26 protein-coding genes are annotated in these 24607 nt (G+C 66.3%); 24 read left to right on the top strand and 2 right to left on the bottom strand.

Annotated elements, in window-relative coordinates; translation table 11 throughout:
- Positions 1 to 36 precede the first annotated feature (36 nt).
- Together ACUYV6_RS12145 and ACUYV6_RS12140 are read right to left on the bottom strand one after the other, a co-directional pair.
- Positions 37 to 663 (bottom strand): histidine phosphatase family protein, encoded by a 627-nt coding sequence (locus tag ACUYV6_RS12145; protein WP_449278929.1) that lies wholly within the window; start codon positions 661 to 663, stop codon positions 37 to 39.
- Between the two features lie 39 nt (positions 664 to 702).
- A complete protein-coding gene (locus ACUYV6_RS12140; protein ID WP_449278928.1) occupies positions 703 to 1101 on the bottom strand; it encodes a MerR family transcriptional regulator in 399 nt (132 codons plus the stop codon).
- A gap of 63 nt (positions 1102 to 1164) precedes the next feature.
- Here ACUYV6_RS12140 and ACUYV6_RS12135 point away from each other — a divergent pair, with 63 nt between their 5' ends.
- The 24 genes from ACUYV6_RS12135 to ACUYV6_RS12020 all read left to right on the top strand — a co-directional run bounded on the left by ACUYV6_RS12135 (position 1165) and on the right by ACUYV6_RS12020 (position 24436).
- On the top strand, positions 1165 to 1809 hold the full coding sequence (locus ACUYV6_RS12135; protein ID WP_449278927.1) for an NADPH-dependent FMN reductase: 645 nt from the start codon (positions 1165 to 1167) through the stop codon (positions 1807 to 1809).
- Positions 1806 to 3293, top strand: coding sequence for an MFS transporter (locus ACUYV6_RS12130; protein ID WP_449278926.1), 1488 nt, complete (start codon positions 1806 to 1808; stop codon positions 3291 to 3293). The genes ACUYV6_RS12135 and ACUYV6_RS12130 overlap by 4 nt, the downstream gene beginning before the upstream one ends.
- 233 nt (positions 3294 to 3526) lie before the next feature.
- A complete protein-coding gene (locus ACUYV6_RS12125) occupies positions 3527 to 4279 on the top strand; it encodes a helix-turn-helix domain-containing protein (RefSeq protein ID WP_449278961.1) in 753 nt (250 codons plus the stop codon).
- A 266-nt stretch (positions 4280 to 4545) separates the two neighbouring features.
- Complete coding sequence (locus ACUYV6_RS12120; RefSeq protein ID WP_010154780.1) at positions 4546 to 5616, top strand: DNA-methyltransferase; 1071 nt, start codon at positions 4546 to 4548, stop codon at positions 5614 to 5616.
- 92 nt (positions 5617 to 5708) lie between these two features.
- Positions 5709 to 6182 carry a hypothetical protein gene (locus tag ACUYV6_RS12115; protein ID WP_029608024.1) on the top strand — a complete coding sequence of 158 codons (474 nt, stop codon included), beginning with the start codon at positions 5709 to 5711 and terminating at the stop codon, positions 6180 to 6182.
- A gap of 153 nt (positions 6183 to 6335) precedes the next feature.
- Positions 6336 to 7730, top strand: coding sequence for a hypothetical protein (locus ACUYV6_RS12110; protein ID WP_449278925.1), 1395 nt, complete (start codon positions 6336 to 6338; stop codon positions 7728 to 7730).
- Positions 7731 to 7984: 254 nt separating this feature from the next.
- The gene (locus ACUYV6_RS12105; protein ID WP_081473361.1) at positions 7985 to 8869 is read left to right on the top strand and encodes a bifunctional DNA primase/polymerase; all 885 of its coding nucleotides are present in this window, start codon (positions 7985 to 7987) and stop codon (positions 8867 to 8869) included.
- Positions 8870 to 8874: 5 nt separating this feature from the next.
- On the top strand, positions 8875 to 9669 hold the full coding sequence (locus ACUYV6_RS12100; RefSeq protein ID WP_010154784.1) for a DUF2637 domain-containing protein: 795 nt from the start codon (positions 8875 to 8877) through the stop codon (positions 9667 to 9669).
- On the top strand, positions 9662 to 10093 hold the full coding sequence (locus tag ACUYV6_RS12095) for a hypothetical protein (RefSeq protein WP_010154785.1): 432 nt from the start codon (positions 9662 to 9664) through the stop codon (positions 10091 to 10093). The genes ACUYV6_RS12100 and ACUYV6_RS12095 overlap by 8 nt, the downstream gene beginning before the upstream one ends.
- 239 nt (positions 10094 to 10332) lie before the next feature.
- A complete protein-coding gene (locus ACUYV6_RS12090) occupies positions 10333 to 11163 on the top strand; it encodes a hypothetical protein (RefSeq protein ID WP_449278924.1) in 831 nt (276 codons plus the stop codon).
- Positions 11160 to 12275 (top strand): ParB/RepB/Spo0J family partition protein, encoded by a 1116-nt coding sequence (locus ACUYV6_RS12085; protein WP_449278923.1) that lies wholly within the window; start codon positions 11160 to 11162, stop codon positions 12273 to 12275. Before ACUYV6_RS12090 ends, ACUYV6_RS12085 begins: the two co-directional genes overlap by 4 nt.
- Complete coding sequence (locus ACUYV6_RS12080; RefSeq protein WP_449278922.1) at positions 12259 to 12738, top strand: hypothetical protein; 480 nt, start codon at positions 12259 to 12261, stop codon at positions 12736 to 12738. The genes ACUYV6_RS12085 and ACUYV6_RS12080 overlap by 17 nt, the downstream gene beginning before the upstream one ends.
- A 71-nt stretch (positions 12739 to 12809) precedes the next feature.
- Positions 12810 to 13499, top strand: a complete 690-nt coding sequence (locus ACUYV6_RS12075) for a hypothetical protein (RefSeq protein WP_449278921.1) — start codon at positions 12810 to 12812, stop codon at positions 13497 to 13499.
- A gap of 13 nt (positions 13500 to 13512) precedes the next feature.
- A complete protein-coding gene (locus tag ACUYV6_RS12070) occupies positions 13513 to 14682 on the top strand; it encodes a M23 family metallopeptidase (RefSeq protein WP_010154790.1) in 1170 nt (389 codons plus the stop codon).
- Positions 14683 to 14754: 72 nt separating this feature from the next.
- Positions 14755 to 15069 carry a DUF6112 family protein gene (locus tag ACUYV6_RS12065; RefSeq protein WP_010154791.1) on the top strand — a complete coding sequence of 105 codons (315 nt, stop codon included), beginning with the start codon at positions 14755 to 14757 and terminating at the stop codon, positions 15067 to 15069.
- 82 nt (positions 15070 to 15151) lie between these two features.
- Entirely contained in the window at positions 15152 to 15475 is a 324-nt protein-coding gene (locus tag ACUYV6_RS12060; RefSeq protein WP_010154792.1) for a DUF6112 family protein, read from the top strand.
- 33 nt (positions 15476 to 15508) lie between these two features.
- A complete protein-coding gene (locus tag ACUYV6_RS12055; protein WP_010154794.1) occupies positions 15509 to 16951 on the top strand; it encodes a hypothetical protein in 1443 nt (480 codons plus the stop codon).
- A gap of 185 nt (positions 16952 to 17136) precedes the next feature.
- Positions 17137 to 18600: an SCO6880 family protein gene (locus ACUYV6_RS12050; RefSeq protein ID WP_010154795.1), complete on the top strand. Its 1464-nt coding sequence runs from the start codon at positions 17137 to 17139 to the stop codon at positions 18598 to 18600.
- 53 nt (positions 18601 to 18653) lie between these two features.
- Positions 18654 to 20183 (top strand): ATP-binding protein, encoded by a 1530-nt coding sequence (locus ACUYV6_RS12045; protein ID WP_010154796.1) that lies wholly within the window; start codon positions 18654 to 18656, stop codon positions 20181 to 20183.
- Positions 20180 to 20677, top strand: coding sequence for a hypothetical protein (locus ACUYV6_RS12040; protein WP_143026014.1), 498 nt, complete (start codon positions 20180 to 20182; stop codon positions 20675 to 20677). Before ACUYV6_RS12045 ends, ACUYV6_RS12040 begins: the two co-directional genes overlap by 4 nt.
- Entirely contained in the window at positions 20674 to 21204 is a 531-nt protein-coding gene (locus tag ACUYV6_RS12035; protein WP_074690048.1) for a hypothetical protein, read from the top strand. The genes ACUYV6_RS12040 and ACUYV6_RS12035 overlap by 4 nt, the downstream gene beginning before the upstream one ends.
- Before the next feature lie 71 nt (positions 21205 to 21275).
- Positions 21276 to 23078, top strand: a complete 1803-nt coding sequence (locus ACUYV6_RS12030; protein WP_010154799.1) for a type IV secretory system conjugative DNA transfer family protein — start codon at positions 21276 to 21278, stop codon at positions 23076 to 23078.
- A gap of 75 nt (positions 23079 to 23153) precedes the next feature.
- A complete protein-coding gene (locus tag ACUYV6_RS12025; RefSeq protein WP_010154800.1) occupies positions 23154 to 23678 on the top strand; it encodes a single-stranded DNA-binding protein in 525 nt (174 codons plus the stop codon).
- Positions 23679 to 23791: 113 nt separating this feature from the next.
- Positions 23792 to 24436 (top strand): hypothetical protein, encoded by a 645-nt coding sequence (locus tag ACUYV6_RS12020; RefSeq protein WP_010154801.1) that lies wholly within the window; start codon positions 23792 to 23794, stop codon positions 24434 to 24436.
- Positions 24437 to 24607: the final 171 nt, after the last annotated feature.

The following is a 24607-nucleotide window of genomic DNA, read 5'->3' as shown; positions in this document are numbered from 1 at the left end:
TATCGAGCCTCGGGCATCCTCAACCAGGAACGAAAACTATTTCAAGTGGCTAGTGCTTCCCAACGAGATGAGCGAACGGTTGTGGAATCGGTCATCCTCTGCGAGGTGAGTGATGCTACCAGGAGGGGCATCAAAGCGAGCGTATGAGCAACTCTCCCGCGAAATACGCATCCAAGCAGCGATCACCCAACTTGCCGTACCGCCGTGTGTAACGACAATCTGGTGTTCTGCGGATTGACGCTCCAGCCACGCAACGGCACGGTATGCACGGTCAATCCATGCCCGTTTCGTCTCCGAGCCTTGGAGCCCGTCATGATAATCCAGACGGTCTCCATTCTGCGGCGGAAGGACAAAGTGTTGTTCTAGCCATTGCTCAGACCGGCCCTCTGCTTCTCCGTACGACTTTTCTCGTAGGTCCGTCATTGGCTCCGGCGTAATGTGAAATGCGGCCGCAATTTTCTCCGCGGTCTGCATGGTACGACGCAGGTCCGATGAAACCAGCAGGGGCACAACGTCGTCGGGTAGGCTCGCTCGGAGCTGGGCGCCTACTGCTGCTGCCTGTTGCTGACCCCTCAAAGTCAAAGCCGAGTCGAACCATCCCCCGACTCGCCGGTCGAGATGGTGAGTCGACTCTGGATGAGTCACTACGTACAGGCTTTTCATTAGGGCTTGTTCCAGTCTTTGAGCGCGTAGCTGAGAAGACTACCCACTTGCGGCACCGATCTCGCAGAGCTTGGCACCTGTCGATAGTGACGCCAATTCCTTCTTCAATCGTTCTAGGCGCGACTCTGCCTCTTCCACGAGCTGAGTTGCGATCACCTCCCAGTTCGCAGGACCGGGGTCAAGGGAAAGGCCTTCGAACAGTGAAGCGATTTCCTTCACTGTCAGCCCTACTCTTTGCGCAAGTTTTGCGACCTGGATGCGGCATATTGACGATCCGTCGAACCGCCGCTGGTTGGTCTGAGTGCGTGTGGCTACCACCACTCCGTGCTTCTCATAGAACCGGACTGCAGAGGCGTTCACGCCAGTAGCTGCCGCGACCTGACTGACCGTGTAGAGACAAGCCGAGAGCTGCTCCTTTGCCGGGATCATCGCTTCCATGTTTCAAGGCTATGAGACATCTCACTTGACTTCAACATATGTTGAACCCTCAACGTTGAAGACATGTCTCAACTATCTAAACCCCGCCCCGAGCCTGCGAGTCATCCGGGGAGTGCTCCTCCGCGTCCAGGCCTCGGCCGCAAGATCCGCATTGCCCTTGTGATCAGCAGCGTTCGAGAGGGGCGCATGGGCGACCCCATTTCGCGCTGGGTGGGCAAAGTGCTCGCAGGCTCGGATGAATACGAAGTGTTCGAAGTTGATCTTGCTGACGTTACTCTTCCTGATGATCGCTATCTCATACCCGGTGGAGCAGCAGAACACATTCCCGAGCAAGCCAACCTGATCGATTCATCGGACGCCTTCGTGTTCGTTACTCCTGAGTACAATCGTTCCTTCCCCGGGACGCTCAAACGATTCATCGACTGGCATTATCGGGAGTGGATGTTTAAACCGGCCACCGTTGTCTCGTATGGGGCGCACGGTGGTCATACTGTCGTCGAGAACCTCCGGGCGGTGCTTGCCGAATTGAATGTTGTGACGACGAAGCACACTGTCTCCATCGCGTCACCATGGGAGAAGCTTGGGGCCTCTAACCAGTTTGAACCCGGTGACCGCGAGCTCCGTCGTCTTATTGAGTCGTTGAATGAGTTGCTCTGGTGGGCGCAACTACTCGCCGCCGCACGTGTTGAGAGGCCATTCACGACGTGATCACTGTCTTGAAGAGCCCTTCGACACGCATCGGTCTCGCAGTTGCGTACGGGACCTTACTAGTAATCGTCGATACGGTAGCCACCGTCATCGCGCTTCCGGCGTTCGTTGCAGACCTAGATACGACCCTGGTTCGGGGTTCCTGGGCTACGACCGGGTACCTACTCGGAGTAATTTCCGCAATCCCGGTCACAAGCTGGCTGGCTGACCGATTCGGGGAACGCAACGTATATCTCACGGGTTTACTCGTGTTCACGGGATTTGGCTTCGCTGCCGGCATGTCCAATAGCATCGAAATGTTAATCGGGCTGCGATTCTTGCAAGGAATTGGCGGAGGCACCTTCCCTCCGGTGGGATCTGCGATCGCACTGCGCTCTGTGGCACAGGAACGACGCGGCGCGATGATGGCAATACTCGGTTTACCGTTGTTATTGGGGCCCACTGTCGGCCCTGTGGCACTGGGACTCCTCGTCGATCTGAGTTCCTGGCGCTGGCTCTTCTGGATCACCTTGCCGCTCGGCGCTCTAGCGTACTTCATGTGCATGAAGGTATTGCCTGCACCAGAGCATTCAGTCAGGACGCGACGACTGGACTGGCAGAGCCTTCTCTACTCCATTCCAGGTTTCGCAGCTGTTCTTCTCGCTACCACGAGCATCGGTGGCTCCGGTCACCTGACCGTTCAAAGCCTTCTAGTGCTCCTTGCAGGAGCAATCCTCATATACCTGTTCGTGCGACGGAGTCTGCGAATCCCCTCGCCCCTTCTTCGCATCGATCTTCTTAGACATCGCCCGACAATGCTGGCAGCTGGCGTGGTCGGACTGTTCACCGCCGGATATTTTGGGGGAAGCCTCATCCTTCCTACCTATGTGCAAGTCGTCCGCGGTGACCCTGTGTCAGTTGCAGGAACCCTGGCAGCTCTCACCGGACTTACCGTGGGAGTAACCGTTCAAATCTCCACCAGACTGCTCGACCGATATCCAACCGGCTGGATCATTCCGATCAGCGTTGGGATCACGACTACCGGCACGCTTCTTTTGGGCATCCTCGTGATTACGGAAAGCCCCTATTGGTCATTCACCGCCGCCAATCTCGTCATTGGCATCGGCGCAGGCGGCACGCTAATGCCGGCGATGGCAACCGCTTCACGTCCTTATAAAGGCACCGCGCTGCTCAACATCTCAACTCTCCTCAGCCTCATCCAGCAGATCGGCACAGCCATCGGCACTGCGCTCATCGCTGCAGCGTTAACCATCGCGGTCAGCGTGGAAGTATCGGCACCATCCAGCCTTGAAAGAGTGGTGCCCCCGAGGAAGTCAGGCTCTCTCGATAGAGACGAACTTTCCTTGCCAGGCCCGCTCGATCCATTGGCTCTCGCTGTAGGGGGCGTTGCGCTTATCCCTGCCACGCTTCTCCTTTTCGCTACAGTTTTGGCCATTCTCATGAGCCGGAGCGACCAGCATCGATCACATGTTCAGGGCTCTTAGATGACTGTTTCAAACCGAGATTCACACTTATGGAATGGGGATATGCGCGGTGAAGTATTACAAGGCGACCATGGACCGGTTCTCCTCGCAGGGGCTTATGTCGGGATTATTGGAGCAGCGCTTTGCTACCTGTAGGTATCTTCGACGGTGCAGGACCTCCTGTGATCGCCAAGGAAATTCACCTCAGGCAACCCACCGAGGTTGCGAAATTCGACTCGATCCAGGTTGCGTTCATGGTTTCGGGCGCAGGAAGAGTCACAGCACCGCGGCAAGATTCGACCGTGAGGCTGGGAGACATCGTTGCTATCCCTCCAGGTCTTCCAAGGAGAGTATTCCCGCTACGCGGAATGAGATTTGTCTCCTTACACCTCCACCCGAGATTCGTAGCGGAGCAGGTGGAATGGTTTACTCCGTCTCACCCGATGACACGTTTACTCAAAAGCACCCTGTCCGAAGTAACGGAGTTCCACATCCTTAGGCTTAGCCCTAGTGCAGTGCAAACGTTTGCGTCCACGCTGCCGTCTCTAACGTGCATCGAGTCGCAGAACTACTCGTGGTTCTTCACTATGGCCCACGTTGCAATCCTCTTTGATTATGCAGGAAGGCTCGAGAGCACCCCCCGCACGGGACTGCATCAGAAGCAGACAAACTTATACCCTCGTGAGGAAATCAGCCGAGCGATCTCCATCATGCAAAACGACCTCCAGCATCATTGGCGCATCAGTGACCTGGCCGCAAAAGTTCTGCTGTCTCCCTCCCAGCTGACCCGCCTATTTCGGCGGCATGTGAATTGTTCCCCTTTGAAGTTCCTCAACCAGTTACGAGCCGACCACATGGCAAAGACTCTCGTAGCGTACGACGCGAGCGTCACGGAAGCGGCAAAGCAGGTGGGATGGAGTGATCTCCCCACCGCTTCTCGGCTGTTCAAACAGCGGCATGGGATGAGCCCAACCAGGTATCGAGCTCACCATCGGCCACTCAATTGACGGGCCGCCGCTATCGGGAATACCATTCGCCGTCATCGGTCGACAACGTTGATTGCCGATCGTGTGTGGGAGAACGGAGCTCGGGATTTCAGGGTCGCGCAGTTCGCTCGTGGGATGCGGGGAGGCGGAGTAGCTTCTCTGTTTCCAGGCTGTTCGGGGGTGCCGCGACGTGGGCTCAGGAATGCTGGGACGGCCCGTACCTGCTGGGTGATCCTGATCGTCGCACACGGCGGCGAACAGGCCCCGAACAGCAGGGAGCCCTCGTCATGCCAGACCCCACGTCGCCCGGCCCGGGCGCCGCCGCCCTTCCGTCCCCGGCCTTCACCGATGGCCGCGTCACGCTCTACCACGGTGACGCGGTCGAGCTTCTGCGACTGCTGCCCGAGGCCGGCGCCGACGCGCTGGTATCGGATCCGCCGTACGGGTTGAACTTCAACGGGCAGGCCTGGGACGACGCGGCCGGGTTCCGCGAGTCGCTCCCGCATCTCGACACGGCGGGAATGACGCCGCCGGAGGTGTTCGAAGCGTGGTGCGGCGAGTGGGCTGCGGGTGCGCTGCAGGCGTTGAAGCCGGGTGCGCATCTTGCCGCATTCGGCGGTGCACGCACATGGCATCGCATGGTGCGCGGCCTGGAGAACGCAGGCTTCGAAATCCGCGACCAGATTGCATGGCTGCACACCACCGGGATGCCCAAGAGCATGGATCTCTCGCACGCAATCGACAAGCACTTGGGCGTGCAGCGTGCAGACCGGATCGTGCAGCACAGTGAGCACGAGGGCGTCCTCGGCGCAACGCGTTCGGTGCTGTCCAAGGGCACCCCGGTCACCGAGGAAGCTGCACGCTGGGAAGGGTGGGGCACAGCACTGCGCCCCGCGTTCGAACCGATTATCATCGCCCGCAAACCACTGTCGGACAGCATCGTCGGCAACGTCCTCGAGCACGGCGTCGGCGGCATCAACATCGACGGTGGCCGATTCGCCGACGAGCGGTGGCCTACGAACGTGGCATTCGATCCGGGGCAGGCCGACGCGCTGGATGTGCTGACCGGAACGTGGCAGGGCGAGTCGCTGTCGCGGAAGTTCCCGATCTTCCGGTTCGAGCACAAGCCCACCGCCTCTGAGCGGCCCCGCGCCTACGGCGTTTCACACACGACGGTGAAGCCTCTCGCGCTCATGCGCTGGCTGGTCGCCCTCGTCGCCCCGGTCGGAGGTGTCGTCCTCGAGCCGTTCGCGGGCTCGGGCACCACCGTGCAGGCAGCAGCAGCCGCAGGGTTTCGGGTGGTCGCGTTCGAGAAGAACGCCGGCTACGTCCCGCTCATCCGTTCCCGCATGGAATAGTGACCGGCCCGCAGTGGCCGCGGCGCACGGGCGGTGCCCTACCTGAGAGGTAGGCCGTCATCTGGCGAGCCAGCACCGTAAGCGGAGGAACCATGACGACGAGCGAAATGCACGCAGAGGAAGAACGCCCGCAGCGATCGGTGTATCTCGGGGTGATCATCTGGTCTGATGACCCGGACGTTGAGCCGACGGTAATCGCGGACCGGAACCCGGTGACGTTGGCGCGCAGCCTCGCCCTCACGATTCACGAGATGCTCGCCGACATCAACCTGTACGTGGGCGCGACCGAGTTCCTGCAGGAACAGCCGCCGCCACAGGACTGGGCTCTGCCCGAGGACGTCGACGACTGGCTGGAGGCGCTTCGTGCGGGAAGCCCGTATCCGTCGTACTCGTTCCACCAGGTGCCAATCACCGGCGGCGTCGACGGGACGAACCATACCGTCGTGAATCGCCACCTGCAGCAGGCCCTGCATGATCGCGAGCAGGCGCTCGCCGCCGACACCGACGCCACGTCCCCGGCCCCCGCATCGTCTCGGCCGGCGCCCGGCCCGGCTGGGTGGGGATGACGATGCGGCGCAGATTCTTGACCGTACGCCGCAGATCTGGTCCGTCGGCTCGACCGGGCCGACGCGAATCACGTAATCCGGAAGGGGCTGCCTGTGCTTCAGCGGTCCTGGTCGCCGCTTGAATCCCTGGTCCCTGATCGAAGGAGTATGCCCATGTCAGATCCGACCCTCCCGCCCGCGTCCGAACCGGCACCGCTGCGTTCGCATCGCGTGACGATCGAGTTCGACGTCCTCGCCCGTTCCCAACCCGAAGCCGACCACCTGGTGAACGAAGTGCTGATCGAAGAGATCGCAGGCCCGCCAGAGCAGCTCCGCACGGACGGGGATCGCGCGTTCGGCGAAGACTTCGGCGACGACGTGGCGCACGTCCTCTCCTGGGCTTCCCGCAGCGAATCGACTGCCGCTTCGCCGTCCGGGGCGGTGCCGTCGCCGGAGTGGGCACCGTTCGAGGACTCGGGGGTTCCAGAGATCGTCGCCCGCATGTTCCCGCCGTTCCCGTCCGAAGACGATCATCGCCGCGCGGATGGGTCGCTCAACGAGGACGCGTTCGAGTTCGAGGTGCAGGAATGGCGAGACGCGTGCTTGGAGCTCGCAGTCCAGGCTGCCCAGTTGCCGGATCTTCTGGCGCGGCTCGAACAGCTCGAGCATGCGCAGACCAGTCAGGCACGGATCGACGAGGCAGAACGCGTGCGGGACGGGCTCATCGATCTCCTCGACCGCGACCCGCTCCCGGTCGAGCCGCGCAAGGAGGACTACCTCGTGACCATCGCGCCATCATTCGAAGGCGAAGTCGAAGACATGCGGTTCGCATGGGATCACTCGCAATGGCGATCCGACTTCACCGCTGCAGCCCTCCGACGCGACCACACCCTCCGGGAACTCCTCACAGCGGGCGGGCCGCGCACGACGTACCTGCCCGAGCAGTTCCACCGCGACTGGGTTCCCGCCGACCTGATCGCACTCCACACGCTGCGCTCCATCGTCGAATCCGAACAGCCGACCCTCGGGATCTCGATCGAACGGGAACAGGCAGCACAGCTCGAGGCACTCCTCGCCGCCGCGGATCCCGAGGTGCGCGTCATCGATCCCGACGATCCATCCGGGGTCGAACTGTATGCGGGGCCGGCCTCGGAAGCGCATGCCTGGCTCCCGTCCGGCGTCTACGAAGCGACCGGTCCCGACGGCACAGGCGAGTTCCGGGTCGTCGTCGGTCCCATCCCTGGAAGCGAGGGCGTGATGGCCTCGGCCGGGTTCCCGCCGCTCGAGCACGATAGCGCCGCGCTGAGCGAGATCGCCCGCATCCTCGAACACGACACCGAGGTGGCTGACCCGGCGACGGTGCTCGCGCACATTAACGAGACGGTCACGGGCACCGGCCGCATCGGTGCGCTCCCCAGCGATCTCGCCCGCGCGCCCGAGCCGCTGACCCGGCTCGAGCGGGGCGTGCTGCTGAGCGAGCTGCTCGCCGAACGGGAACAGCACCTGGATCCTCCCGCGGACGGTCCCGAACCGCGCGCACCCGAGACGGGGCCGGAACGAAACCTCTAGCACGCGCCGGCACGACTTCCGGGGAGGCGGAGCCTGGCGGGTTTGACGATGCGGCGCAGATCCTTGACGATTCGGCGCAGACCGCTCCGGAATCCTCGCCAGGGCTTCCCTGGCCGGGTAAGGGTGGAGGCCTCAGAGAATGCTTGCGAGCGGACTCTCCCCAAGCCCCGGCAGCACCGCTGCCGCACCTTCTGGAAGACGCCGTACGCGGGCCGCAGAGCTCCTGCGACGTCATCGGAAAGGGGGTGATTCGGGTGTCTCGTCTTGACCCTACCGGCCGGCCGATCCCCCCGAAACTTCCCGGCACGCTCGCGGACGCCGCGGTCGCGTATGCGCAGGCGGGCATCCCGATTTTCCCGTGCGTGCCCGGCGAGAAGAACCCGCTCATTAAGCGTGGCTTCCACCGCGCCACTACCGATCTGCGACAGGTTCGACGGTGGTGGCGCCGTACTCCGGAGGCGAACATCGGGATCGCTACCGGCCGCGGAGTTGAGGTGCTGGACGTGGACGTGCACGCCATCGGGACCGGGTTCCCGCTGCTGCGGACCCTGCACCGCTCCGGGCAGATCAGCGGATGGGCGCAGGCCGTACGTTCCCCGGCGGGCGGCATCCATCTGTACTACCCAACCGATCCAGCCCGTGAACAACGGTCCTGGGCACGCGGAACGGCGCATCTGGATTTCCGAGGGCTCGGCGGCTACATCATCGCCCCGCCCTCCATCGTCACCACCGATCACGGGCCACGCCGCTACGAGCTAATCGCGACGGGTCGCAGTCCCCGCCCGATCGACGCCGACGCGATCCGTGAGTTCCTCACCCCGTCACCGGCCCCGGCCAGCACGACCGCGGCTCCGGCTCGTGGCGGGGCCGGAGCCGAGCGCCTCGTGGCCTGGGTCGCGCGGCTGCCCGAGGGGAACCGGAACGCTGGCCTGTTCTGGGCCGCGTGCCGCCTGGTCGAGGCCGGCCTCACCGAGGCGGAAACGCACGCCGTGCTCGAGCCCGCCGCCCTCGCGACCGCGCTGGACGCACGGGAGATCGCTGCGACCATCCGGTCGGCGCACCGCACCGCGAGCATCGCCCCCGACCCGGCCGAATCGAGAACGGGCGCCTCCAGCGATCTGACGGGGATGGGCAGGTAGCCCTCATGCACGCCCCGGCCCCCTTCGAGCACGCACCGCGCCGGGGCGAGCCTGCGGCCGGAGTGACGAGGCTGGTGATCGTGCTCGCGGTGACGGGGACGATCCTGCTGGCACTGGGCGCGTTCTGGCTCTCCTTCACCACCCTGATGGATCTTGCCGTCTTGTCCGGCATCCCGTCGGGGCAGGCGTGGGTGTGGCCGTTGATCGTCGACGGCGTGATTCTGGAGGCCACGATCAGTGTCGTCGCTCTCCGCAACTCGGCTCCCGCCGCGAGGCGGTTCGCCTGGCTGCTGCTCGCGGCCGGGGCCGGCGTGTCGGTCGCAGCGAACGTCACTCACGCCGTCGTCGCTTCCGATATCCGGGTGCCCGCCGTGATCGCAGCCGTGGTCGCGTCGGTGCCGCCGCTGGTGCTGCTGGCGATGACGCATCTCACCGTCGAACTCACCCGCAACGCCACCCCGCCCGGCGAGCCGCTCCGCGACGGCCCTTCATCGAACGGAGCCTCGAGCACCGCCGAGATCGAGAGCAGTCCCGAAACTGAGGCAGGGCAATCGCCCGCGCCGCGAGCGATCCAGACCGCACCGCCGACACCCGCCGCGACAGACCGGTCAGCGGAGGAGGCGCCTACGGTCTCGCCCCGGCGCGGTGACCGGGAGCAGGCGCGGGCTCGGGCACTCGCGTTGCATGCGCAGGGCGTCCCGAAGCGGCAGATCGCCGCCGAGGAAGGGGTGCATCCGACCACGGTGGGCCGATGGCTGAACGCACCTGATGAGCAACAGGACGGAGCCAATCATGACTGACCCCACCAGAGCGGACCCGATCCGTGCCGCCGCGACCCGTGACGAGGCCGCCCGCCGTGCCACGGCGGAGGCAGAGCGTGCCGCGACGAGCTCGGAGACTCGCAGCACGCAAGATGATAAAGCGTCGAGGTTCGCGACCCACGGAGACCCCACCGTCACCACAGGCGCCGAGACGGAGGCGCAGCGTGCCGGGGTGCAGTGGGTGCGGCCGACCGATCTTGCTGCCCGTGCCGGTGGCGCGGTCGTCGATCGGGGCGCGCAGTGGAATGCCCTGCTGCACGAGGCCGCCCTCGACGGGATCCGTGAGGGCCGCGCCCAACTCCACGAGCGGCTCGCACAGCGACAGGACGACCTCGAGCCTGCGACGACGACCTCGGGTCGGGCCATGCGGCCCGTGGCCGAGAGGACGGGGGTGAGCCGATGACCCATTCGTGGCCCGGCACCGCCCGAGTGCCGGACAACACCCCGACCCTCTAAGCACCGATCACGCACCGGACATCCCGTGCGGGAGATGCGCACAGACCCTCCCAGGGGAGGGCCTGCCGGTCTCGTGCGGCCTGCGCACCGCGGCGCTGTGCTGCCGTTCGCGGTCGACTGCGCCGATTGACCGGATGGGGGTCGTACCTCTCTTCCATCGACGGATCTTTCTTCTCAGGAGTCGCTATGTACCCCCAGTCTCACCACGAGTCCCACGACCAGGCACCGGATTTCACCACAAGTGAAGGCCTGCGCGTCCTGCTCACGGAGCTCAACGAGCACAACGCATGGGCGTCCAGCCCGGTCGCAGCCGAGCTCATGGCCTACGCCACGCAGAAATACACGCCCATCGCGAAGGCCTGGCATCGGGATCCGGCCGATGCCGCCTACGAAGCGTTCCTCGCGATGCGCACCCCGACCACCCTCGCCGCCAATGATCCGTGGGCGGTGATCACGCGGGCGGTGGCGCTCGGCATCGCCGCCGAGGTACACGCCGACCGGAACATGACCAGCCAAGACAAGGCCCGCCGCCCCTCGAAGCGTCCCGCGGAAGAGCCGATGCGGGCCGGGCACTACGAAGAGTTCTTCTACGACGTGCACCCGCACGCCCATTCCCTCGTGCAGCACGGCGGAGAAGACCATTCGGTGGACCGGGTGATCCGCGCGACATGCGTGTTCCTCGTCCTCACCGACTGGCCGCCCCGCCCCGTCGAGCAGGCCGTCGACTACATCGCTCACCGCGTCACCGGCCTGTCGTCGCGCAGCGCCGCAGTGGAGGTCGTCTCCAAGGAGCTGCACATCGCGCATCGGCTGGGCTACACCGCCGACACCTGGGCGGCGCTGGTGCGCCTGGTCGTCGGCACGAAAACCGGGAAACGTAAGAGCGGGCAGTACGGCCTGTTCGCCCGCGTGCTCCTCGGCGACGACGTCACCGACCTGTTGCGGGACGAGGCCCTGGTGACCGCGTCCCGGCGCAGCGCCCAGCCCGGCACGGAAGGAGACGGGGGTGCCTCATGAGCCGCGGGCATCTCGTGCTCGAGCACGCGATCGACGAGATCAGCATCGGGTACAGCTTCCGCCGCGACGCCGAGGAGGATCTCGACGAGCTGTGCGCGTCGATCGAACGCTTCGGTGTCATCCACCCGCCCGCGGTCACCGAGCAGTATTCGCTGATCTCCGGCCGACGCGTGCTCGCCGCACAGAGGCGGCTCGGTTACCGCGTCACCCCGGTCTGGATCGTACACGGCGTGTCCGACAAACTCTCCCAAGTCCTCGCGATCCGCGACGAGGAAACCCTCCGCAAAGCGTTGAAGCCGCTCGAGCAGGCCGAACTCTACGACGAGCTGAAGAAGCTCTACGCCGAGGAGAACGCACGCAAGCAGCAAGCCACCCAGTTCGGAGCCGACGCCCGCACGAATGAGGGCGGTCAGGAGCCGGGCGACGAGGCGGAAGGTGACGGTGGTGTCGATTCGACACCACCGCAGACCGCGCCCAAGGGCGAGGGACGTAAGACGCGGGTGCAGGCGGCGAAAGCCGTCACTGGGCAGGACTCGCACGGCAAGCTCGACCAGGTCGTCGAGCTGAAGCAGATCGCCGCCTCCGACGAGGAACATCCCGAGGTGCGGCAGGCCGCAGCGGAGGCGCTGCTCGAGCTCAACACCGACGGGAAAGTGAACGGCCGCTACCTCCGCGTGAAACTCCTCCAAGCACTCATGTTGCTCGAGCGTTGGTCCGCTCATCCCGACGAGCCGGATGCGATCCGGCAGGCGGCAGCGTCCGAGCTCGCCCAGGTGCGGGCGCAGGAGCATCCGAAGGACGCACTGGCAGACGCGAATCGTGCGATCGCGCGTCTCACGCAGCTCCGCAAGGACGCGGCGGCTGCCGCCCCGCGCGAGGGATGGAAGGATGCCGACCCGCTGCTGCGCGAGAAGCATCAGGTCCGCAAGCTCGTCGACCTGCTCCGTCGCGAACACGGCTGGTGGGACCGCTTCGACCCCACTGTGTTTGGGATGCACGCGGACGCGGAACAGTGGGAGCTCGTCGAGACGAGCATCACCCAGGCCGGCGTCTTCCTCGACACCGCCCGTACCGCGCGCGAGAAGGAGGCCGCTGATGCCAACATTTCATGATCCGAAACAGGATGCCGACGAGCTCGGCGAAGCTGCCCGCGGCCTCGCGTACGCGACCCGTCATATCGAACACCCGGCCGACACGTACCAGGTGCTCGGGTCTCTGCACTACGCGCTGACGAGTGTGCAGCAGTCGCTGTCGCAGTTGGCGTCGTGGCATCACCGGCATAGCGGCCACGCCGCGACCGACAATGGGAACCGGCAGGCCGGGCAGGAGCACGCTGAGAAAGCCGGAGGCTGGGCGCGGATCGCGGCCGCGTCCCTGGACCAGGTCGTTGACCTCGTGATGCGTGCGCAGGGCGAGAACGGGCACATCGCCTGGCAGCCCGACCCGTCACGGGCCGCGCTCCCGAGCGAGCTGGCTCCGCTGGCCGAAGCCCTCCGCGACCGGGAGGCCGAGCTCACCGCCGAGCCACGGCCTTCCGGCGAGCGGCCGGATCCCGGCCGGGGCATGACGCGCTGACCGCACGGGCGCCCTAACGGGGGACGCACCTATCGGCTGACCGTTGCCCCTCGTCAGGAAGGCCCGCCGCCATGTCCTCGCCGCACACCGAATATCGTTCGCGTCACCGCCGCCGCCTCATCATTACGCTCGTCGCCACCGGCCTGGTCCTGCTGCTGCTTGCCGGGATCGGGATCTACGGGCTCCTCACCGGCCCCGCACCATCCGGCACCGATCGCGATACGCCTCCGGCGACGCCAACCGCACCGCAGACGCCGGGCGAGAATCCCGACGGGACGAAGCTGGATCCGCTGCCGCGCACGGACGACCCGCAGGAGTATGTGCGGGCCATCGCACGGGCGCTGTTCGACTGGGACACGTTCACGCTCCTCACCCCGAATGATCATCGCGGCGTCCTGATCGAGGACGCCGACCCCTCCGGCACCGAAACACCGGGCCTGATCACCGACCTCGACGGCTACCTACCGTCGGCGTCGACGTGGCGAGATCTCGCCGAGTACCGCACCCGCCAGCACCTCGAGATCGACCAGATCTCCGTTCCCGCGCAGTGGGAGGAAGCGGTCGCCGTCTCCGACGGGCAGATCGCTGAGGGCACGATCGCATACACCGTCGAGGGCACCAGGCACCGGGAAGGCGTCTGGTACGACGACCCGGTCGAAAGCGCGCACCCGGTCTCCTTCACCGTGTTCGTCGCCTGCGAACCAGTATTCGACCGCTGCCATCTGCTGCGCCTGTCCCAGCTCGACAACCCCCTCCGATAAGCGGGAGGCGCGCATGAAGAAGTTCCTCGCCGTCGGCGTCATCGCGCTCTTGCTCGCCCCGATGCTGGGTCTGCTGAGCATCGGGGTGCTGATGAACCCCGCCGTCATCCACCAGGCGAACTGCATCGCCACCGGCATTCGGCTCGGCCCGATCCCCGACGAACTCGAAGTGACGACGAAGGACGGCACCCGGTTCATGCTGAACAAGCAGCAGCTCACCCACGCCGGCACGATCATCACCGTGGGAGGAAACACGGCAGGGGCCGGCCGGGACGGGATTCTCGTCGCGCTCATGGCCGCCCTCACCGAGTCCACCCTCCGGCAGCTCGCGAACACCAGCACCTATCCCGAGAGCGGCGACTATCCCAATGACGGCGATGCCTCCGATCACGACAGTTTGGGCCTCTTCCAGATGCGGCCCCAGGCCGGCTGGGGCACCGTCGCCGAGCTCATGGACACCACCTACCAGGCGCGCGCCTTCTATGGCGGACCGGACGGCCCGAACTTCCCGAGCCCGAGAGGGCTCTTGGATATTCCGGGCTGGCAGCAGATGGACAAGGGCGAAGCGGCCCAGGCAGTTGAGGTCAGCGCCTACCCGGATCGGTACCAGAACTACGAGCCCGTCGCTCGCACGATCCTCGACGCCCTCACAGTGCCTGACGGCGGCTCGGGCGAGGGCGCACCGGGCGATGAGACGATCCCCGAGACGACGCGGCTCGTGTTCCCGCTGCCCACCGGCACCTACGTCCGCACATCAGGGTTCGGGCCGCGCGTCGACCCGATCACCGGGGAGTCGAGCTTCCACTCCGGCACCGACTGGGCAGCGCCCGACGGGACGCCGATCTTCGCGCTCGCAGACGGGCGCGTCGTCTACGCAGGCATGGTGGATGGCTTCTCAGGGCAGATCACGATCGAGCACACCATCCGCGGCAAGAAGGTCGCAACGATGTACGTGCACATGTGGGCGCACGGGATCCAAGTCTCCGCAGGTGATCGTGTCACCGCCGGGCAGCACATCGGCGATGTCGGCAGCAGCGGCCACTCCACCGGCGCGCACCTGCACTTCCAAGTTCACCCAGGCGGCGCGGGCCAGCCCGCGATCGACGCCGAACCCTGGCTTGCCGAGCACGGCGTCGAAGGCATCGACGCGCCGACCGGCGGCGGACCCGGCTGCGCCGCCTGACCCCCGAACCGGGCGCCGTGCGGGGGCCGTACCTGTGCGATGCCAGATCCCGCGCAGCGTCAGGAGTCCCATATGCATTCGCTTGTCTTCCTCACCAGCAGATTCGCCCTCGTCGCCGCTGAGAACGTCTACCCGGATCTCAGCGGCGTCGGCGGCCGTTCCACACTCATCTCGATCGTCGGCGCGCTCCTCACCTTCGTGCTGATCGTCGCCGTGCTGATGCTCGTCATCTCCGGCACCGTCTGGGCGGTGTCCTCCTCAAGCGGGAACGCGCAGGCCGCACAGAAAGGCAAGGTCGGCGTGTTCGTCGCACTCGGAGCGGCGGCACTGGCAGGAGCAGGGGTGGCGTGGATGAACTTCTTGCTGCGCCTGGGCGACACGCTCTGACCGGCCTGGCGGGGTCCGTACCTGTCGCGGTGACCCCTCCTCACATCCGGGGACGGGGCGTCTGCCCGCGAAGGAGCCCACCATGCTTGCTGTCCTCGACACGCTCACGACCGTCGCCGCGGCACTGCCCGCGAACATCGACATCAGCCCGAACGATTCGGGACTGCCCGGTATCGCGGCGCTGCGCACCATCGTCGGCGCCGTGATGACGATCGGTCTGATCCTGTCGGTGCTCGCGCTCATCGTGTCCGCCGTGGTCTGGGGTTTCGGATCCAATTCCTCAAATCCCCATCTCGCCAGTCGCGGGAAGGTCGGCGTGCTGATCTCCTGCGGCGCGGCCATCGTGACCGGCGCGAGCGTCACGCTGATCAATTTTTTCTGGACCGTGGGCCAGACCGTCTCCTGAAAATCCGGCACCTCGAAGGAAGGGAGGGGTGTCGTGGCTCTGTGTGACGTCCCCATCATCTCGAACGTCTGCGACACGGTCGGCGAGACCGCCGCGACGCTGATCTCGGCCCCGTTCGACTGGCTCGCGCAAGCCATCGGGCAAGCCGCGTCGTGGATCTTCCAGGGAGTTTGGGCACTGTTCGACTCCACCACCCTGGTCGATATCAGCGGCGGCGGCTACATCGGCGTGTACAACGTGATCTTCGGGATCGCGATTTTCCTGATGCTGATCTTCTTCTGCCTGCAACTGATCACCGGGCTGATCCGCCGCGACCCCGGAGCGCTGTCTCGCGCGGCGCTCGGGCTCGCCAAGAGCGTGCTCGGCTCGTTCCTCGTGATCACCATCACCGGCACCCTCTTGGAGGTGGTCGATCAGCTCTGCGTCGGGATCATCCAAGCCACCGGAACGACCCTCGAGGAGATGGGCGGGAAGATCGGCGTCCTGGTCGCCGGCCTGACCGCAATCAATCTCACAGCGCCCGGGGCGGGAGCGATCATCACCATTTTCCTGGCGTTTCTCGCGATTTGTGCGGCAGCGATCGTCTGGTTCAGCCTGCTAGTGCGCAAAGCCCTCATCCTCGTCGCCGTCGTGATGGCCCCGATCGCGCTATCGGGGTCCTCGTGGGATGCGACGAAGGGATGGTTCGGGAAGTGGGCCAGCTTCGTGCTCGCGCTGATCTTCTCGAAGCTCGTGATCGTGATCGTGTTCCTCGTCGCGATCAACCAGGTCAACGCCCCGATCGACCTCGACCTGTCGTCGATCGCGGACCCGATCGCGGGCATCGTGTTGATGTTCATCGCCGCGTTCGCGCCATACATGGTCTATAAGTTCATCAGCTTCGTCGGCTTCGACATGTACCACGTCATGAGCGCGGAGCAGGAGTCCAAGCAGGCCATGAACCGGCCGGTGCCCATGCCCGGCAAGCCCGATGGGAAAGAGCCCCCGCGCGTCCTCGAGGACAACAAAGGCAGCAACGGCGGAGGTGGCGGGAACCCGCCCCCGCCTGGTGGCGGTGGAGGAGGAGGGAATCCTCCGCCGCCTCCTCCTGGCGGCGGCGGTGGCGGCGGAGCCGGAGCCGGAGGCGCTGCAGGTGGCGGCGCGGCGGGCAGTGGAGCCGGTGCTGCCGGCGGCGGTGCGGCGGCCGGAGGCGCAGGTGCCGGGGCTGCGGCAGGCCCGATCGGGATCGCGGCCGTGGCCGGAGCGAAGGTCGCCAAGGGCGCAGCCGAGGCCGGCCCGAAGCTCGGTGCCGCGATCGGCCGTTCCGCCGACGCACACGCGGGAGCGGCAAGCGACGGGCAGAACCCTCCGCCTCCGCCGGATCGGTCGGTGCCACCGACCCCGAATGCGCCGTCGCAGCCACCTGCGAAGCCGGCAGCTCCGCCCCCGGAGGGGCCGAAGAAGCCGCCGCCTTCGCCCTCGGGCGGGCCGAAGTAGCAGACCGTCGAGGACGCAGAGAAAGGAGGTGAGGCCGCCGTCGATGCGGGCGGTGGTGCGACATGCCCGGCACGGGTCAGCCAGCGACCTGGCTCGTGCCCGGTACGCATCACCGTCCGCTTCTGCGCTCTGGGGCGCGTACCTGATCGGCGACCGTGTCTCTTCGTCTGTTCAGGAGCATCCTCATGGCGACCACCGCTTCCACCACGACCGAGTTCGACCTGTCCCCGGTGAAGTTTTCCAGACTCACCCGGCGCGGCATCATCCTCGGCCTCTCCCTCCCGCAGGTGATCGCCCTCAGCGCCGCAGTCGCCGTGTTCGTCGCCTCCCTGTACGCGGGAGGCCCGGCCGCGCTCTATACGGCACCGATCTGGGGCACCGCACTCGGCCTCGCCTGGGTGCCCGTCGGCGGCAGGAAGCTCGTCGAATGGGTGCCCATCACCCTCCACTGGCTGCTCCGGCAAGCCCTGCGACAGACTCGCTATCGGAAGCGGGTCGTGAAGCCACGCCCCGCAGGAACGCTCGCGCTCCCCGGCGATGCGGCGCCGCTGCGCCAGTACCAGGATCCCGAGACCGACGCGGTGATGGTGCACGACCCGCACGGGCAGACCCTCACCGCACTGCTGGAGGTCACGCATCCCTCGTTCATCCTCCTCGACCCCGGCGAGCAGGAACGCCGCGTCCACGCCTGGGGCAGAGTCCTCTCCACCGCATGCCGGTCGACCCGGATCGCCCGATTGCAGGTGCTCGAGCGCACCGTCCCCGACTCCGGGTCCGGGCTCGCACAGTGGTGGACGGAGCACGGCCACGACGACGACTCCTGGGTCGCGAGAACCTACCGCGAGCTCATCGACCGGGCAGGCCCCGCCGGAGAACGGCACATCTCCACCATCTCCCTCTCCCTGGACATGCGCGCAGCCGGTCGCGCGATCCGCACCGCAGGCGGCGGCATGAAGGGCGCTGCCGCGGTGCTGCGACAAGAGATGCAGACCCTCACCACGGCGCTGCGCACCGCCGACCTGAAGCCCTCCGACTGGTACACGCCAGGACAGCTCGCGATCATGCTGCGCTCCGCCTACGACCCCGCGATCGCCGCGACCCTGGAACGGGCCGGCGATATCGGACAGGAGCTCGCCGCCGCCGGCCCCGTCGCCGTCGAGGAGACCTGGGACCGGCTCCGCTCCGACAGCGCACATCATGCGGTGCTGTGGATCTCCGAATGGCCGCGCTCGCTCGTCTACCCCGGATTCCTCGCCCCGGTGCTGCTCTCCAGTGGCATCCGCCGCGCCTTCACGCTGCTGTGCGACCCGGTGCGCTCGGACCAGGCGGCACGAGACATCCGGAAGAAGAAAACCGAGTACATCTCCGACGCCGCGCAACGGCAGAAGGTCGGGCAGATCGAGGATGCGCAGCAGACCGCCGAATACCAAGACGTACTCCAGCAGGAATCCGACCTCACCAGCGGACACGGCGTCCTCCGCTACACCGGGCTCATCGCCGTCTCCGCGACGACCGAGGATGAGCTCGAGGCGGCAGTATCCGCGATCGAGCAGGCCGCGATCCAAGCGTCGTGCGAGACGCGACGCCTCGTCGGGCAGCAGGCCCAGGCGTTCGTCGCGGCAGCGCTACCGCTGTGCCGCGGGATCTGACCGCGGGCGTACCTGATCGGTGGTATCGGCTGTGCGACAGGAAGGCCCCGGTCATGGGAGATCACCAGCGTTCGAAGAAGCTCTACTCCACGGTGCTCGTGGAGGACGGGACCGGGCGGCGCGCCCGCCAAGCCCGTGAGCGTGCCGCCCGCCAAGTCATCGCCCGCGAGCACGCCGACCAGCGGCAAGTAGTTCGGCAGAAGCTTCAGGCCGAGCGTGCGGAGGCACGCTCCACGAACTATCTTCCGCGGGGAGGCGAGCCGGGAGCGGCGGCGCTCGGTTCGTATCGGGGGTTCCGGGTGCCCGCACACCAGGACACATCGGCGGCGCTCCAGGGGGCGTATCCGTTTCTCGCGGAGGGTGGGCTCGGCTCTCAGGGCGTCTTCGTCGGGCAGGACATGTACTCCGGAGGCAGCTTCGTCTATGACCCCTGGGTGCTCTATGAGCGCGGCATCATCACCGCCCCGAACCTGGTGCTGGCGGGCATCGTCGGCTCGGGCAAGTCGTCGCTGGCGAAGTCGCTGTACACGAGGTCGATCCCGTTCGGGAGGCGCGTTTACGTCCCCGGTGACCCGAAGGGCGAGCACACCGCGGTCGCCGAAGCCGTGGGCGGGAAAGCGATCGTTCTCGGCCACGGCCTCCGCAATCGGTTGAACCCCTTGGACGAGGGGTACCGTCCTGCCGGGATCTCCGACAACGAGTGGGCGGCGACCATCGCCTCCCGTCGCCGCGATCTGATCGGGGCGCTCGCAGAGACGGTGCTCGAACGATCCTTGACGCCCCTGGAGCACACGGTCATCGATATCGCCCTTCAGTCGGTCGTCTCCACCGCATCGGTGCCGATCCTCCCGATGATCGTCGACCGCATCCTCGCCCCCGATACAGGCGGTGATGATCGTCTCGCAGAAGATGGGCGCATGGTCGGGCATGCGCTGCGCAGGCTCGTCTCCGGAGACCTCGCCGGATTGTTCGACGGACCTTCGACCGTGTCCTTTGATCCGACGCTGCCGATGATCACCCTGGATTTGTCGCGGGTGGTGGAGAACTCCACGCTGATCTCGGTGCTGATGACCTGTTCCTCGGCGTGGATGGAATCGGCGCTGTTGGATCCCAACGGCGGACAACGCTGGGTCGTCTACGACGAGGCGTGGAGGCTGATGTCGCATCCCGCGCTCCTCAAACGCATGGACGCGCACTGGAGACTGGCCCGCCACTACGGAATCGCGAACCTGCTCATCTTCCATAAGCTCACCGACCTCGACAACGTCGGCGACCAGGGCTCCGCCATGAGATCCCTCGCCAACTCGCTCCTAGCGAATGCAGAATCTCGCATCATCTACCGGCAGGAATCCGACCAGGTCGGCACCACCGGAAAGACCCTCGGCTTGACCGGCACGGAACAGAGACTCCTCCCGAGCCTCGGCACCGGGCAGGGGCTGTGGCGGATCAAGGAATCCAGCTACGTCGTGCAGCATCAACTCCACCCGGATGAGCTGCGAGCCTTCGACACGACCCAGCGCATGACGCAGGCCCAAAATCCGCGGAAACACGCCGGTCCAGGCGGGTCGGAAGACGTGTCATGAGCCTACCGAGCCCCGGCCCCGAGCACCAGGGGCCACCGTACTCGGAAGCCGAGCTCGTCCAGCGGATGGAGTCGCTCACGACCGGGCTGGAGGAGATCGCGGAACGCTACTCCGAGCACATCGCCCTCGGATGGGAAGACCCCGAGGTCTTCGGCGCCGGGCACTTCGTCTTCACGCCCTGGAACAGCCACATGTATCGCTTCGCGATCGAGGAACGCTACGCCGACACCGACTGGGAAGACCCCGACCGCGTCCCGACCTCATGGACGTGGGTCTCCGAACTGCGCGTCAGAGGAATATCGGGCGACTTGCCCTGGATGGCGATCTCGGGCGGTGAAGTCGCACCAGGTGACTACGCCGAGCTGCTGCAGGAGGCAGAGATCTGGGCGAAGGGCACCTCCGCGCTGCTGGCACGCGAGCAAGCCCTCGACCCTGACGAGATCACGTTCCGCGGCCGGGAAGCGGAGGGTCCGGGTCGCACCTTGCAGACATGAGCCTTCGACCCCGCACGCGTAAACCGACCGCTTCGACTCCCAGCCCCGAGGCGGTAGTGGTGCCGCCGGTGCTGCCGCAGATCCTGCTCGAGGCGGTGAACGCCGACACGCTGATCGTGACAGTCAACGGAAACAAGCTCGCCGCGACCCCGATCCGCCGCGACCAGATCGCGCAGACCGTGACGGAGCTCGTCGCCCGCCTCGATTCGCCGACGCGGGTGGAAGTGCGGGAGATGGATGGCAGCATCCATGCCGACGTCCTCACGCCTCCCGCCCCGCGCTCGCCATTCGCACCGGCCGAGAACACGCAGAACGCGGCCCCTGTGCCGAGCTTGCTGGAGTTCACCGGAGAGGGGTTCATCGCGGGCGAGGACGTCGCGGTCGCGCTGATCATCCGGCACGCCTCCGCCGATCACACCGGGACTGTGCGAGCGCTCCTCGACCGTGGCGAGGTGCCGCAGATCGCGGGCGAAGTCCTGCTGTTCGGGCGGATCTCCGGCACCGCATCCGTGCAGTCCATCACCTAGCCGTCGGCCCGGCTGCTGCCGCACCTGCTTCCTGACCCCTCCGTATCGGGGCAGGAAGCAGGTGCGTTGTCATGTCCGGGCCAGTGCAGGCGAAACCCGCCAACGACATCTTCATCAATCTCGCCCTCGGAGCGCTTGTCGCGGCCGCCGCGTTCGCGCTGCTACTCCGACTCGCGGGCTCCGTCACCGCGTTCCTCACGGGCCTGCCGGAGCCCGAAGGCGGGATGACGTCCGGCATTGGCGTCCTCGCAACCCCGACCGATCCGGGGACGGCGCTCGGAGCGGAGGGCCTGAGCCCGATCTTGTACTGGATCGTCGTCACGATCTTCCTCCTCGCGGTGGTCGCGGTCGGGTGGGTCGTGGCGCGCCTGATCCTGCGGGCGCGTGCGACCACGGATCCGCACCGGCTGGCAGGCACCGCCTCTGCGGTGGAGATCGCCCGCGCCGCCTCCCCGAAAGCACTCGTCAAGAAGGCCGCCACGCTGCGACCCTCCCTCGTCGGGAAGGTCGCCCCGCACGAGGTCGGGTATCTCCTCGGGCACGGGAAAGGCGGGCAGGTGTGGGCGACGGTGGAGGATTCGATCCTCCTCATTGGGCCACCGCGTGCCGGGAAAGGTTATTTCGTGGCCCTGAACGCGATCCTGGACGCCCCAGGCGCGGTGATCGCGACGTCGACCAGGCCCGACAATCTCACCGCGACGATGCAGGCACGAGCACGCAAGGGGAAGGTCGCGGTGTTCGATCCGCAACAGCTCGCTCCCGGCCTGCCCGCGGGGATGCGCTGGTCGCCCGTGCGCGGCTGCCACGACCCCCTGACCGCGATGATCCGCGCCAAAGGCCTCGCGACAGCAACCGGGTTTGGTGGCGTGCAGGACGCCGGCTTCTGGGAAGGGAAAACCACGGCCGCGATCCAGGGGCTGCTCCACGCCGCAGCGCTCGACGGCCGCGATGCGAAGACCCTGTACCAGTGGGCGCTGAACCCGACGCTCGCAGCCGACGCCGCGCGGATCCTCTCCTCGCATCCTGACGCGGCCGAAGGGTGGGCGGATTCCCTCGACGCGATGGTCCAGGCAGACCCCCGCACGAGAGACTCGATCTGGCAGGGCGTCTCGCTGGCGTTCTCCGCGCTCGCAGACCCCCGCGTGCTCGACGCGGTCACCCCCGCGCCCGGCGAGGAATTCGATCCAGAAGCGTTCCTCCGCGACAACGGCACGCTGTATCTGCTCGCGACCGGCGCCGGGGCTGGAGCATCGTCGGCGCTGGTGGCGGCCTTCATCGAAGACCTCGTCGAGACCGCCCGCAAGATCGCCGCCCGTTCACCGGGCGCCCGCTTGGATCCGCCACTGCTGCTCGCGCTAGACGAGATCGGCAACCTCGCCCCGCTTCCGTCGCTGCCGACGTTGATGGCGGAAGGCGGAGGGACGGGGATCACGTCGCTACCGGTGCTGCAGTCTCTCGCGCAGGCGCGGGAAAAATGGGGCGAGAACCAGGCGAACGCGATCTGGGACGCCTCGATCGTGAAGATCATCCTTGGCGGGGCCTCCAACTCCCGCGACTTGCAGGATCTCGCGACATTGATCGGCGACCGGGACGAGACCACCGACTCGATCACGACCGACGCCTACGGGTCGCACTCGAATCAGCGATCGATCCGCAGGGTGCCGATCCTCCCGCCGGACGTGTTGCGAACCTTGCCATTTGGCACCGGCGTCGTGATGCTCCGCACCGCCCGTCCGATCATCACCAAGCTCCGCCCCTGGACCGCACGCGCGGACGCGACGCAGCTCCGCGCCGACCGTGCCGAGGTCGAACAGGCCCTCCAGCAGGGCTCCACGACCGTGGCCTCTCCGGAGCCAGACGGGGAGACCGCGTAGGTCCTGGCCGGGTCCGTACCTGTCTGGTGACCCCGACATACTCCGTGCCGGGGCGCGAGCAGAGGAGTAAAGCTGATGGCCGAAGAACCGCAGGAACAGACCCAGGAGCAGCAGCCGCAGAAGAAGAAGCCGCTCTGGGGATTCATCGCCTCCGACCCGGAGCTGACGTTCACCAGCAGAGGCGATGCGCGCTTCTATGCCCGGATCGGTGAGCCGAAGTCTCAGCCCGAACCCGACGGCACGTTCACGGACCTGCCCCCGCAGTTCGGTGACCTGGTGATGTTCCGCAAGTCCGCAGAGCGCGCCTTCGCGAAGTTCCAGAAGGGCGACAACTTCATCGCCGTGGTTGAACCCCGCGACTACGTCAACAGCGAGGGCGTAAAGAAGCAGCAGTTCGTCGCCTCCCGCATCGGGCACGACAATAACACCACCGACTACACCGTCGAACGCCGCCGCCCCGAACGCGACGCCGCGCAGCGAGACACGGCGACCCGTGACCAGGTGCAGCAGGCCCTCGCCGAACGCGAAGCGCAGCTCGATCCCGAAGCCCCCGCGACGGCGGGCGCCGACCCGGAGCAGCGGGAAGCCGTCGCCCGATGACGCGGGTGCGGCAGCCAGCGCCCGTGTCTCCTCCTGGCCGCCGCACCCGCCCTCTGATTCGGGGCGCCGCCCAGCGGCGCACTCCTCTTTCTCCTCGTGGATGGAGCTCTCTGATGAACACCGATACCAGCCCGTCCAGTATTGACGGCGACGAGCCGAACGTAACGGATGCGGCGCTGCCGCCCGAGGTCGAGGCGCAGGCTCGGCAGGTCGCGAAGCAGGCCTACGCCAACGACATCGCCGCGACACTCGGCGCGGTCCCGAGACCGATCAACTGGCGCACCCTGCCCCCGCAGGATCTCGAGCAGGAACTCCTCGACCTCAACGCCTGGGTCGACTGGCTCCGCCACACCTATGGGCTGCCCGCCCAGGTCGTGCCCCCGATGTGGCATCGGCATCCCGAGTTGCTCTGGGAACTTTCGGCGCTGCGGCAGCACTGGCTATTCTGCTTCGACCCGCAAGCCAAAGGCAACCAGGCCCTCGCCTGGCACTACGACTTCGCCATCGCCAGGGAGCGGCTGCGGGACTGGGTCACGATCTCCGGTACCCGGCTCGACCGCGACCGCCCCACCCGCAGCACAGCGTGGCCGGGCGGTGAAGCCGAGGACTGGACCCCGCCCGACACGACCGAGCGCCCCGTCACGAATCGGACGGAGGACTTCCTCGCCTTCGTGGAAGAACAGATCGTCGCACGGCGGGCCGAGCAGGACGCCACGATCCGCGAGATCACGAACCTCGAGTGGCAGGAACAGCGATGAGCGACCAGCCAGTCCTGACCTCACCGCTCCTCGACAGTCACGAGGTCGGGTCTGATGTAGGAACAGGTGACATCAAACATGGCTAGCCGAGAGGGCTGGCCTGGAAGGATGTCATCATGCCCAAGCCGTTCCCCAAGGAGTTCAGAGATGACGTGATCCGCGTCGCCCAGA

The sequence above is a fragment of the Leucobacter sp. GX24907 genome (genome assembly GCF_053567335.1).
The sequence above is the reverse complement of the archived record's forward strand: the minus strand, read 5'-3'. Positions and strand labels throughout refer to the sequence as shown.

Coding starts and splice junctions, on each gene's coding strand:
- ACUYV6_RS12090 (WP_449278924.1), top strand. CDS start 10,333: ATGTACCCCCAGTCTCACCACGAGTCCCACGACCAGGCACCGGATTTC.
- ACUYV6_RS12095 (WP_010154785.1), top strand. CDS start 9,662: ATGACTGACCCCACCAGAGCGGACCCGATCCGTGCCGCCGCGACCCGT.
- ACUYV6_RS12035 (WP_074690048.1), top strand. CDS start 20,674: ATGAGCCTTCGACCCCGCACGCGTAAACCGACCGCTTCGACTCCCAGC.
- ACUYV6_RS12040 (WP_143026014.1), top strand. CDS start 20,180: ATGAGCCTACCGAGCCCCGGCCCCGAGCACCAGGGGCCACCGTACTCG.
- ACUYV6_RS12085 (WP_449278923.1), top strand. CDS start 11,160: ATGAGCCGCGGGCATCTCGTGCTCGAGCACGCGATCGACGAGATCAGC.
- ACUYV6_RS12100 (WP_010154784.1), top strand. CDS start 8,875: ATGCACGCCCCGGCCCCCTTCGAGCACGCACCGCGCCGGGGCGAGCCT.
- ACUYV6_RS12110 (WP_449278925.1), top strand. CDS start 6,336: ATGTCAGATCCGACCCTCCCGCCCGCGTCCGAACCGGCACCGCTGCGT.
- ACUYV6_RS12030 (WP_010154799.1), top strand. CDS start 21,276: ATGTCCGGGCCAGTGCAGGCGAAACCCGCCAACGACATCTTCATCAAT.
- ACUYV6_RS12135 (WP_449278927.1), top strand. CDS start 1,165: ATGTCTCAACTATCTAAACCCCGCCCCGAGCCTGCGAGTCATCCGGGG.
- ACUYV6_RS12075 (WP_449278921.1), top strand. CDS start 12,810: ATGTCCTCGCCGCACACCGAATATCGTTCGCGTCACCGCCGCCGCCTC.
- ACUYV6_RS12070 (WP_010154790.1), top strand. CDS start 13,513: ATGAAGAAGTTCCTCGCCGTCGGCGTCATCGCGCTCTTGCTCGCCCCG.
- ACUYV6_RS12060 (WP_010154792.1), top strand. CDS start 15,152: ATGCTTGCTGTCCTCGACACGCTCACGACCGTCGCCGCGGCACTGCCC.
- ACUYV6_RS12125 (WP_449278961.1), top strand. CDS start 3,527: ATGGTTTCGGGCGCAGGAAGAGTCACAGCACCGCGGCAAGATTCGACC.
- ACUYV6_RS12120 (WP_010154780.1), top strand. CDS start 4,546: ATGCCAGACCCCACGTCGCCCGGCCCGGGCGCCGCCGCCCTTCCGTCC.
- ACUYV6_RS12065 (WP_010154791.1), top strand. CDS start 14,755: ATGCATTCGCTTGTCTTCCTCACCAGCAGATTCGCCCTCGTCGCCGCT.
- ACUYV6_RS12020 (WP_010154801.1), top strand. CDS start 23,792: ATGAACACCGATACCAGCCCGTCCAGTATTGACGGCGACGAGCCGAAC.
- ACUYV6_RS12025 (WP_010154800.1), top strand. CDS start 23,154: ATGGCCGAAGAACCGCAGGAACAGACCCAGGAGCAGCAGCCGCAGAAG.
- ACUYV6_RS12050 (WP_010154795.1), top strand. CDS start 17,137: ATGGCGACCACCGCTTCCACCACGACCGAGTTCGACCTGTCCCCGGTG.
- ACUYV6_RS12115 (WP_029608024.1), top strand. CDS start 5,709: ATGACGACGAGCGAAATGCACGCAGAGGAAGAACGCCCGCAGCGATCG.
- ACUYV6_RS12140 (WP_449278928.1), bottom strand. CDS start 1,101: ATGGAAGCGATGATCCCGGCAAAGGAGCAGCTCTCGGCTTGTCTCTAC.
- ACUYV6_RS12080 (WP_449278922.1), top strand. CDS start 12,259: ATGCCAACATTTCATGATCCGAAACAGGATGCCGACGAGCTCGGCGAA.
- ACUYV6_RS12045 (WP_010154796.1), top strand. CDS start 18,654: ATGGGAGATCACCAGCGTTCGAAGAAGCTCTACTCCACGGTGCTCGTG.
- ACUYV6_RS12145 (WP_449278929.1), bottom strand. CDS start 663: ATGAAAAGCCTGTACGTAGTGACTCATCCAGAGTCGACTCACCATCTC.